The 10,729-nt window shown below is 43.1% G+C and carries 11 protein-coding genes and 1 pseudogene; 11 read left to right on the top strand and 1 reads right to left on the bottom strand.

Going from position 1 to position 10,729, the window contains the following annotated elements; all coding sequences use genetic code 11:
• The 8 genes from ACH2DQ_RS00685 to ACH2DQ_RS00720 form a co-directional block, all read left to right on the top strand.
• The coding region (locus ACH2DQ_RS00685; protein ID WP_395025084.1) for a DUF3048 domain-containing protein at nucleotides 1-992 on the top strand (992 nt) is incomplete at its 5' end.
• 130 nt (nucleotides 993-1,122) lie between these two features.
• Entirely contained in the window at nucleotides 1,123-2,781 is a 1,659-nt protein-coding gene (locus ACH2DQ_RS00690) for a polysaccharide biosynthesis C-terminal domain-containing protein (RefSeq protein ID WP_394911294.1), read from the top strand.
• Between the two features lie 11 nt (nucleotides 2,782-2,792).
• The gene (locus ACH2DQ_RS00695) at nucleotides 2,793-3,614 is read left to right on the top strand and encodes a pyridoxamine kinase (protein WP_394911293.1); all 822 of its coding nucleotides are present in this window, start codon (nucleotides 2,793-2,795) and stop codon (nucleotides 3,612-3,614) included.
• A gap of 151 nt (nucleotides 3,615-3,765) precedes the next feature.
• A complete protein-coding gene (locus ACH2DQ_RS00700) occupies nucleotides 3,766-4,140 on the top strand; it encodes a hypothetical protein (RefSeq protein WP_394911292.1) in 375 nt (124 codons plus the stop codon).
• Between the two features lie 62 nt (nucleotides 4,141-4,202).
• Nucleotides 4,203-5,048, top strand: a complete 846-nt coding sequence (proB, locus tag ACH2DQ_RS00705; protein ID WP_394911291.1) for a glutamate 5-kinase — start codon at nucleotides 4,203-4,205, stop codon at nucleotides 5,046-5,048.
• 24 nt (nucleotides 5,049-5,072) lie between these two features.
• Nucleotides 5,073-5,297 carry a DUF896 domain-containing protein gene (locus tag ACH2DQ_RS00710; RefSeq protein ID WP_394911290.1) on the top strand — a complete coding sequence of 75 codons (225 nt, stop codon included), beginning with the start codon at nucleotides 5,073-5,075 and terminating at the stop codon, nucleotides 5,295-5,297.
• 26 nt (nucleotides 5,298-5,323) lie between these two features.
• The gene (locus ACH2DQ_RS00715; protein WP_394911289.1) at nucleotides 5,324-5,872 is read left to right on the top strand and encodes a 5-formyltetrahydrofolate cyclo-ligase; all 549 of its coding nucleotides are present in this window, start codon (nucleotides 5,324-5,326) and stop codon (nucleotides 5,870-5,872) included.
• Nucleotides 5,873-5,917: 45 nt separating this feature from the next.
• A complete protein-coding gene (locus ACH2DQ_RS00720) occupies nucleotides 5,918-7,165 on the top strand; it encodes a glutamate-5-semialdehyde dehydrogenase (protein WP_395025089.1) in 1,248 nt (415 codons plus the stop codon).
• Nucleotides 7,166-7,213: 48 nt separating this feature from the next.
• Here ACH2DQ_RS00720 and ACH2DQ_RS00725 read toward each other — a convergent pair whose 3' ends face one another.
• Nucleotides 7,214-7,300 carry a DUF6783 domain-containing protein gene (locus ACH2DQ_RS00725; RefSeq protein ID WP_394911456.1) on the bottom strand — a complete coding sequence of 29 codons (87 nt, stop codon included), beginning with the start codon at nucleotides 7,298-7,300 and terminating at the stop codon, nucleotides 7,214-7,216.
• A gap of 75 nt (nucleotides 7,301-7,375) precedes the next feature.
• On the opposite strand from ACH2DQ_RS00725, the gene ACH2DQ_RS00730 reads away from it, so the two are divergent.
• From ACH2DQ_RS00730 to ACH2DQ_RS00740, 3 genes and pseudogenes are all read left to right on the top strand, one after another.
• On the top strand, nucleotides 7,376-8,242 hold the full coding sequence (locus tag ACH2DQ_RS00730; RefSeq protein ID WP_394911287.1) for a M14 family zinc carboxypeptidase: 867 nt from the start codon (nucleotides 7,376-7,378) through the stop codon (nucleotides 8,240-8,242).
• 187 nt (nucleotides 8,243-8,429) lie between these two features.
• A complete protein-coding gene (gene miaB, locus ACH2DQ_RS00735; RefSeq protein WP_394911286.1) occupies nucleotides 8,430-9,920 on the top strand; it encodes a tRNA (N6-isopentenyl adenosine(37)-C2)-methylthiotransferase MiaB in 1,491 nt (496 codons plus the stop codon).
• 162 nt (nucleotides 9,921-10,082) lie between these two features.
• Nucleotides 10,083-10,729, top strand: a pseudogene (locus ACH2DQ_RS00740) (DNA mismatch repair protein MutS); the annotation flags it as partial.

Below are 10,729 nucleotides of genomic sequence, written 5' to 3' on the forward strand. Positions count from 1 at the left end.
ATTCGGAGGATCAGAATTCCAAACGTGAGACACCCAATGCCCAGGGGCAGGTGCACAGTTATCTGACAGGAGCATTAACCGATGTCAATCTTGCATATAAGCGTCCGATTGCGATTATGCTGAACAATATCATAGACGCATGCCCCCAGGCAGGGATTGCCCGTGCAGGCATCGTATACGAAGCGCCGGTAGAAGGCGGATTAACACGTCTCATGGGAATCTTTGAAGATTACAAGGATATGGAAAAGATCGGTTCCGTGAGAAGCTGCCGTGACTATTATGTTCGGTATGCCCTGGAATTTGATGCCATTTATACCCATTTTGGACAGGCTGTTTACGCTTTTGATTTATTAAATTCAGACCGGGTTAATAACATCAGCGGACTGGAGTACCAGGAAAAAGCCGGCAAGTTGAAGGGATACGCAGGAGAAGATATTTTCTACCGTTCCTCAGACAGGCCCTCTCCCCACAATGTATATATCAGCGAAGAAGGAATTAATAAGGCCATTGAAAACAAGGGTTACAGCACCGAATTAGCAGATGATTATACCGGGCATTATAAATTTGCCAAGGACGGCGAAGAAATCACATATACAGATGGTTCCGCCCAGCATATCGAGCCTGCTTACCAGATCAACAAACCCTGGTTTGATTACAATACAGAGGACAAGCTTTACTACCGTTCCCAGTATAAAAAAGAGCAGATTGATCAGCTTACCGATGAACAGCTGGCATTTAAAAACGTCATTTTCCAGTATTCACAAGTAGAAAATTATGACGATAACGGTTATTTGAACATAGATACAAAATCAGGTGGAAATGCTATTGTATTTTCAGACGGTACTTACCAAAAAGGAACCTGGAAGAAAGATGATGAATGGGGGCCTGCAAAATACTATGATGCCTCCGGCAAAGAGATCGTATTAAATCAGGGCAAGACCTGGGTCTGCATCGTACCGAAAAATTATGAAAGCAATGTAGTAATTCAGTAGTGAAAAATTCAGTACCCCGTTGCAAGCATTGGGGTAATTTGACCCTCGCGGCAGTCGCCAAATGGAAGCCCAGCATGTCCGTTTGGCTCGTTGCCCGCGGGAATAAAACATGAGATAAACGAGGTATGACGTGGGAAAGAAGAAGAAGAGTAATTCGTTTTTAGTGCAGGGTACAATTCTTGCGGTAGCTTCTATTCTTGCCAAAATTATAGGCATGATTTACCGCATTCCCCTTACAAATATTCTGGGAGATGAAGGAAACAGTTACTATTCAACAGCTAATGAAATCTACACCATTCTGTTGATGGTATCCTCCTTCAGCCTTCCTCTGGCTGTATCCAAGCTGGTATCAGAACGGTTACATTTAGGACAGAAAAAAAATGCATATAAAGTTTTTAAATGTTCCCTGAAATTTGCGGTAATCGCAGGAGGTATCGTTTCCGTTTTAACCTTCCTTCTGGCAGGCGTGATTTCAAAAGACATCATGAAGACGGAAATGGCTTCCTATGGACTGCGCGTACTGGCTCCGGCGGTATTTATCTTTGCCATTGCAGGAGTATTCCGCGGTTTCTATCAGGGGCATGGTTCTATGGTTCCTACGGCAGTGTCCCAGGTCATTGAACAGATTGTAAATGCGGTAGTCTCAGTTGCCGCAGCAGGCATATTATTTAATTACGGAGCATCCATTGTAAAGGAAAAAGGGAGTAATCTTGGAAATAGTTCCCTTCCTCCTGCATTGGGAGCAGCCGGCGGTACTCTGGGTACCGTCGTCAGCGTAGCAGTGGCGCTTATTTTCCTTGTGGTTATATTCAGCTCTTATCAGAGAAATTTCAAAAAGCAGATGCGCCAGGATCCTACCAAAAGGCTGGAACCCGACGCACTTATTTACAAAGCAATCCTCATGACCATCATTCCGGTTGTTTTAAGTACGGTAATCTACAACATCATAACTGTATTGGATCAAGGTATTTTTAATGCTGTTTTATCCGGACAGGGTTATACGGAAAAGCAGTATACCATCATCTGGGGTGTCTATGTGGGTAAATTCCGGGTATTGATGAATGTACCTCTGGCACTGGCTTCCTGTCTGGCGCCCTCCGTGGTTCCCAGCCTGACAAAAGCAATGGTAGATCATGATTTTAAAGACGCTTCCATTAAAGTGCGCAATACCATCCGCTATACCATGGTGATTACCATCCCCTGTGCGGTGGGAATGGCAGCGCTTGCCACACCCATCATGAAGCTTCTTTTTAATGACGGACGCGCCCTTACAACAGGAATCATGCAGGCCGGTGCACTTATGATCGTTCTGTTTGCGCTGTCAACACTGACAACAGGAATCCTACAGGGCCTCAATCAGTTGAGAGCTCCTTTAATCCATGCAGCGATCGCTCTGGTCTTACATATATTTGTACTGATGCTGTTATTAACAAAAGCTTCTCTGAATATATACAGTGTTGTCTATGCGAATATATTCTTTGCCTTTGTGATCTGTATACTAAATGCCCTTTCCATCAAAAAGCATCTCCATTACCGTCAGGAGTTGAAAAAGACATTTTTAATTCCCCTTTTATCCTCTGCAGTTATGGGGCTGATCGTATTCGGTGTGCAATGGCTGTTCAATAAGTTTCTGGGAAATGCAGTATCCACGATTATTGCAATCCTCATCGGAGTAATTGTCTACTGTGTATGTCTGATTAAGCTCAAGGGCATAAGGGAGCGGGAGATTCTGGAGCTGCCAAAAGGCCGCCTGATGGTTGCAATATTGAAAAAATGCCGCATTTTATAGAAAGGCAACAGATGAAACCGATTAAAAGAGTTGCTGTAATCCATGATATGTGCAGCGTTGGAAAAGCTGCTATGACAAATATACTTCCGGTATTTTCCATAATGGGTATCGAGCCTTGCCCGGTGCCGACGATGATTCTGTCAACTCATACCGGAGGTTTCGGCAAACCGGTGATGATGCCCCTGCCATCCTTTGTAGAAGACGCCGCAGAACATTTTAGTAACAGCCAAATAACATTTGATTACATTTTCATTGGATATCTTGGAAATGTCCGTGTGGTCCGGGAGGTTCTGCAGTTTTTGAAGCACTTTCCCAAAGCAGATGTTCTGTTTGATCCCATTATGGGTGACCACGGCAGCTTCTATATGAATTTTGACGATTCCTATAATCAGGCAATGTGGGCGTTACTTCCACACAGCACACTGGTGACACCCAATTATACAGAAAGCTGTCTGATAACCGGTGAGCCCTGTCTGGAATCCAGTGATGAAAAACAAATTGGACGCATCGCAGAAAAGTTAATGGAAAAAGGATGCCGCAGTTGTGTTATTACCAGCGTCCCTTTACCGGGTTATCCCCAATCCATCGCACTTTGCCAAGGAAAAGACGTACAGATTTTATCCAAATCCAGCACTGGAAGATCCTATCCCGGTACCGGTGATCTGTTTGCCAGCGTACTGTTTGGAAAACTGATGAAAGGCGACGAGCTGGTAAATGCAGCAGAAGAAGCGCATCAGTTTGTCTGCAGATGCATACAGTCCGGTGACCAATACGGTTATCCGGTTAAAGAAGGGGTTCTCTTAGAACCGAATCTTAAATATTTATTATCGTGAGCAATGAGCCGGATGGATGCGCCTGCGGTTCCAATTGACGACTGCCGCGAAGTCACAAATTCCATAAAAAGCGTATTTTTGACTAGAAAGTGACAATAAACGTGCATAAGTAATCTGAGAATGCCGATACTATTTCCAAAGGAGTGATCTTATGAAATGGAAATATAGTGTCGGCGTTTTATTTAGCGTCTGTTTATTATGTTTCGCCTACTATGCCAGCTACCGCTGGACGCATAACTATGAATTGCAGTCCGGGCAGGATGAAATTTTAAAAATGCAGGCGAAAGATGTATCATTCAGCAAAGATAAAAAAGTAACCGCAGATGCCTCTGATAAAGGAAAATTCTATCTGAAAGAAGAAAATGGAAAAATAACCGTATACCGTACAAAGGATGATATCCTTTATGAATATACCAACATCCACATGAACCGCCTCCCGGAAAGTGTGCAGGAGGAGATCAAAGAAGGGAAGTATCTGGAAGATTTCAGTGAGCTGTATAATTTTTTAGAGAATTATTCCACATAGACCACTGGACGATTTCCTAAAAATGGTGTAAGATAGTTTGGAAATAGTGAAGGAGGCACAAAGTGAACATTCGTGAAAAACTAATAGATAAAAAAAGAATTGTTGTAAAAATCGGATCCTCTTCTTTGACACATGAGGAAACAGGCGCGCTGAACCTGACGAAACTGGAAATTCTGGTACGTGAATTAAGTGATCTGCGCAATATGGGAAAAGATGTGATTCTAGTATCTTCCGGCGCAATTGCGGTGGGGACAAAGGCGGTAGGCATGGAATCCAAGCCGGATGAAATTGCCAGAAAGCAGGCATGTGCCGCTATTGGCCAGGCAAAATTAATGATGATATATCAAAAACTGTTTGCGGAGTACGGACAGATGGCTGCACAGATTCTTATGACAAAAAATACAATGGTAGATAATTTAAGCCGTAAAAATGCATTAAACACCTTTCAGGAATTGCTGAAGCTTGGTGCAATTCCCATCGTTAATGAAAATGATACCGTATCTACCTATGAAATGCGCTTTGGTGACAATGATACCCTTTCGGCAATCGTAGCCGCATTAGTGGGAGCTGATCTTCTGATTCTGCTTTCCGATATTGATGGTCTCTTTACCGATGACCCAAATCAGAATCCCAATGCTAAATTTATCGATATTGTAGAAACACTGGATGATCATTTAATGAATATGGGAAAAGACAGCAGCAGCAGCAGTGTGGGAACCGGCGGCATGGCAACTAAACTGGTTGCTGCTAAAATTGCTACCTCCGCGGGTACGGATATGGTAATTGCCAACGGAGAAGATTTCCATGTTCTACATAAAATAGTCCAGGGACGTAATCATGGAACCCTGTTTCTGGCAAAGTCCGATGCAGATTTCTACTTAATTGATTACCTGGAAGAAATGCAGTAATATAAAACAAAAGGAGTTGAATCTATGAATCAGGAAAAGTTAGATCGAATCAATGCACTGGCTAGAAAATCAAAAGCGGAGGGACTGACCGAACCGGAAAAAAAGGAACAGGCAGACCTGCGAAGAGAATATGTGGAATCCATCCGCAGTAATTTAAGAAGCCAGTTAAATAATATTGATATGCAGGAAGAAGACGGCACCATCGTAAATTTAGGTGAGAAGTTTGGAGGAAAATCACCTTCAAACTGATAATTGAGGAATAGCAAGGTATAAATATGGAAAAAAAGGAAATTAGAAAAGAAATATTTCAAAAACGTGCACAGCTAACTCCCGAAATAATCCGCACAGACAGCCATGAAATCTGCCAGAAGATCATCCGGTCGGAAGATTTTCAAAAGGCAGACTGTATCTACGTCTATATGGATTATAACGGAGAGGTTTCCACCAGGGAGCTCATCGAAGAGGCCTGGCGGCAGAAGAAACGTGTAGCGGCACCTAAGGTAAAGGGCGCTGATATGGATTATTATTATATCCATTCTTATGAGGATGTGGCACCCGGTTATTTTCATATTCCAGAACCGCAAACCTCCGAGCAGGCTCTTGAAGAAGATGCACTGGTAATCGTTCCCGGTGTAGCTTTTGATTCTGCATGCCACAGATGCGGTTATGGAAAGGGATTTTATGACCGGTATCTGAGTATACATAAGAAACACAAAACTATAGCAGTTGCTTTTGATTTTCAGGTAGTAGATGCAGTCCCGTCTGATGTACACGATATTCTGCCCCAGATACTGATTACACCTGCTGCATGCTACTTTGCATAGATTAATGGTAAGGATACCGCAAAAACAATTGTGAGGAGGATTAAGATGCCAACATTACAGGAAATTGGGCAGAAAGCCCAGGAGGCAAAACCATCAATGCAGACATTAGAAACCCTGAAAAAGAATGCGGCACTGGAAGCAGTAGCTGATGCCCTTTTAAAGGAAAGCGATACCATATTAAAAGAAAATGAAAAAGACATTGAAGCAGCCCGTGCAAACCAGATGAAAGAAGGGCTGGTTGACCGCCTTTTGCTGACCCGGGCACGGATCGAAGGAATGGCGGAAGGGCTGACCCAGCTGGTGGCTCTAGAAGACCCCATCGGAGAGGTTCTTTCTATGAAAAAGCGCCCCAACAGTTTAATGATCGGTCAAAAAAGAGTCCCCCTTGGTGTCGTGGGTATTATTTACGAATCCCGCCCCAATGTTACGGCAGATGCTTTCGGACTCTGCTTTAAAACCGGAAATGCTGTTATACTAAAAGGCGGAAGTGATGCCATCCATTCGAATAAGGCCATCGTATCCGTAATCCGCAAGGCACTGGCGGCTCAGAAGATTACAGAAGATGCCATTCAGCTGATCGAGGACAGTAACCGGGAAACCACAACTGCATTTATGAAATTAAACCAGTACGTAGATGTGCTAATCCCAAGAGGGGGTGCCGGCTTAATTAAAGCGGTTGTGAACAACAGCACCATCCCGGTAATCGAAACCGGAACCGGAAACTGCCACATCTATGTAGATGAAACAGCAGATCTTAATATGGCTATCGATATTATATTCAATGCAAAAACCCAGAGAATCGGTGTATGCAATGCATGTGAATCCATTGTTGTACATAAGGATGTAATAAATGCCCTGCTCCCGGCATTGAAAAAACGCCTGGACGAAAAAAAGGTAGAGCTTCGGGGTGATAAACCTGCGATGGATGCAGCAGCAGGTGTGCTTCCTGCTTCCGATGAAGACTGGGGCAGTGAGTACCTGGATTACATCCTGTCTGTTAAAACGGTTGATTCCATAGCAGATGCCATTTCCCATATTAACAAATATAATACAGGACATTCCGAGGCGATCATCACAAATGATTATGCCCATTCCCAGAAGTTCCTGGAAGAAATTGATGCTGCTGCGGTCTATGTAAACGCCTCTACCCGGTTTACGGATGGATTTGAATTTGGATTTGGTGCAGAAATCGGCATTAGTACACAAAAACTTCATGCCAGAGGTCCGATGGGTCTCCTGGCGCTAACTACAACAAAATATATCATTTACGGAAACGGACAAATCCGTAAGTAACTAGGAAATTCCAGATTGGCGAATCATAACAGCTGATCTGGAGTTTTGTCATATTTGCAGATTTATTTTCATATACTGATAAGAGCGAGTTTGATAATTAATTCCCGCCATCTGTACGCCCCATTTTACGATCAAATGTAGAATACACTGAAATGTACAGCTGTCAGGAAGTAAATTTCAGACACGCTCCAGAGGAAGGAGTGTGCAGATGTGGTAACTTTAAATCAAACTTATACATATGAAGAAATCATGCAGTGCATCTATGAATTGGAATGCCGATATTCTGATCTTCTCAAATTATCCATCATAGGTTACAGCCACGATGAGCGTAAAATACCAATGCTTCAGATGGGAGCATCTGACAAATGTCTGATTTGCAGCGCCGGAATACACGGCAGAGAGAGTGTTAATCCAATCTTAATGTTAAAAATAATCGAGGATTACTGCATGAATCCGGAGCCCGTGAAAAAGCTGATGGAAACATACAGCATCTGTTTCCTGCCGCTGATGAATCCGGACGGATACGAAATCGCTTTATGCGGATACCAATCCATCCGCAATCCAATCTACCGTCATACTATTTTAATGGATGACATCCCCTATGAAGAATGGAAATTTAACGGTAGGGGAGTGGATATCAACCGAAATTTTCCATGCAAATCATTTTGTGTGCAGGGACGTATGCTTTATCCCGGAAGCGAGAATGAGACAAAAGCTTTAATCGGAGTATTCAGGCAATTTCCAAATTCCGTTGGGTACATAGATTTTCACTCCAGAGGCCAGATCATTTATTATTTCCGGGGTGCAATGCCGGCTTCCTATAATAAGGAAAGTGAACGGATGGCAAGGCATCTTCAATCACTTGCCCATTATGACCTTGGCAGCAGCGGGGATGAATTCGGGGATGCAAGCAGCGGCGGTAACTCCGTAAACTATTACTCAGAAGTTTTTCACAAACTGGCTCTGACCGTAGAAACCGTTGCTGACGAAGCTGTTTTCCCTCTGGATACGGAATATCAGATCCATACTTATGAGGAAATTAAAAAGATTCCTTTTTCATTTTTGGAGCGTATTTGAAAATTGCTTTGTGCCAGCTGTATGATCCTGCTGCGGGACAGTAATAATATTCTAAAAAATAATGATTTCTTTTTTTGTCGGTTTTTGTTATAATATTTTCATATGCCTTGAGCATGTATGGAAATTGCGCAGTTGAAAAAAGCATTTTCACACAGGCTCCAGTACGAAATGACAAGGAGTATGATTCATGAATTTGGAAAAAGAATTGGAAGAAGCATTAGAGAAAATAGATTTAAATAAAGAACCCCCGGTAACAGAACCTTTCCGCCAGTACTACTATATAAAAAAGTGTCGGGAAATGGTTCAGGAACAAAGCGAACGTCTGGGCCGGAGGTTAACCGCATCCACTGTTACCTTTGGCTGTCAGATGAATGCAAGGGACTCCGAGAAGTTAACCGGTATTCTGGAGCAGATCGGATACGAGATCATCGAAGATGAGCACGCGGACTTTGTAATTTACAATACCTGTACCGTCAGGGAAAATGCTAATCAGAGAGTGTATGGAAGACTGGGTGCCTTAAACAGCATCAAGAAAAAAAATCCACACATGCTGATAGCCCTGTGCGGCTGTATGATGCAGGAACCGAAGGTTGTAGAAAAGCTAAAACAAAGCTACCGCTTTGTAGATCTGATTTTCGGAACTCATAATATCTATAAATTTGCTGAGTTAATTGCCACACGCTACGACTCGTCCCGTATGGTAATTGATATCTGGAAAGACACGGACAAAATCGTGGAAGATCTTCCAAGCGAGCGGAAGTATCCGTTCAAATCGGGCATTAATATCATGTTTGGATGTAACAATTTCTGCAGTTACTGTATTGTACCTTATGTGCGGGGAAGAGAGCGCAGCAGGAATCCCATGGATATTGTCCGGGAGATCAAACGACTGGTTGCAGATGGCGTGGTAGAAGTCATGCTTCTGGGACAAAACGTAAATTCCTATGGAAAGAACCTGGAAACGCCCATGAGCTTTGCGGGACTTTTAAAAGAAATCGAACAGATTGAAGGCCTTGAACGAATCCGTTTTATGACTTCCCATCCAAAGGATCTGTCAGAGGAACTGATTGAAACTATGAAGAACTCAACTAAAATCTGCAAACACATGCATCTGCCTCTGCAATCCGGAAGTTCCAGGATTTTAAAAGAGATGAACCGCCACTATACAAAAGAGCAGTATCTGGATCTGGTGGACAGGCTTCGTGCAGCAGTACCGGATATCTCTCTGACCACAGATATTATTGTAGGTTTTCCGGGCGAAACAGAGGAAGACTTTTTAGAAACACTGGACGTGGTAAGACAAGTCCGGTTTGACAGTGCATTTACCTTTATTTATTCCAAACGGACCGGGACCCCTGCAGCAGCCAAAGATGATCAGGTGCCGGAAGACCAGGTAAAAGACCGCTTTGACAGGCTTTTAAAAGAAGTGCAGGAGATTTCCAGAGAGATGACAGCCAGATACACCGGCGCCACTCTCCCGGTACTGGTAGAAGAGGTGAATGACCACGACAGCAGCTTGATGACCGGACGTTTAAGCAACAACCTTCTGGTACATTTCCCGGGTACCGATGAACTTGTTGGCAAGATCGTGAATGTACATCTTAAGGAATGCAAAGGCTTTTATTACATGGGTGAAATAGTAAGGAACTGTTCAGAAATAACTTGTGCAATTTACTGAGGATAAATCTTCGGGAGTGCCCTGCAAAAACCGGAGGCATAGCGGGCTATGTTGAGGATTTTTGCAGGGTGCTGACGGAGATTTAGACCAGTAAAGTGTGCGAGTTATTTCGGGACAGTACCTAAGATAGAGAGGAACATAAGCGTGGAACAACTAACACCAATGATGAAACAATATATGGCTACCAAGGAACAATACAAGGATTGTATTTTATTTTACCGCCTTGGTGACTTTTATGAAATGTTTTTTGAGGATGCAATCACTGCATCAAGAGAACTGGAAATTACTTTAACAGGAAAAAATTGTGGACAGGAGGAGCGGGCGCCTATGTGCGGCGTTCCTCATCATGCTGTTGACGGATATTTAACTAAACTGGTGGCAAAAGGCTATAAGGTTGCAATCTGTGAGCAGGTAGAAGACCCGAAAATGGCAAAAGGAATTGTAAAAAGAGAGGTTCTGCGTATCGTAACTCCCGGGACCAATTTAAATACCCAGGCTTTGGATGAAACCCGTAATAATTATCTGATGTGTATCGTCTATATGGCCGACAGATACGGCGTATCCATTTCTGACATTACAACCGGCGACTATTTTGTAACCGAACTGGATTCCGCCCGGAAATTAATGGATGAGATCACTAAATTTTCTCCAAAAGAAATTATCTGCAATCATTCCTTTTATGTCAGCGGTATGGATATTGATGATCTGAAAAACAGGCTTGGCATCACCGTATATTCTCTGGAGTCCTGGTATTTTGACGATGACTTGTGCAAACGGAGTCTGATGGACCATTTTAAACTGAACAGTCT

Source organism: Robinsoniella sp. (assembly GCF_034124845.1).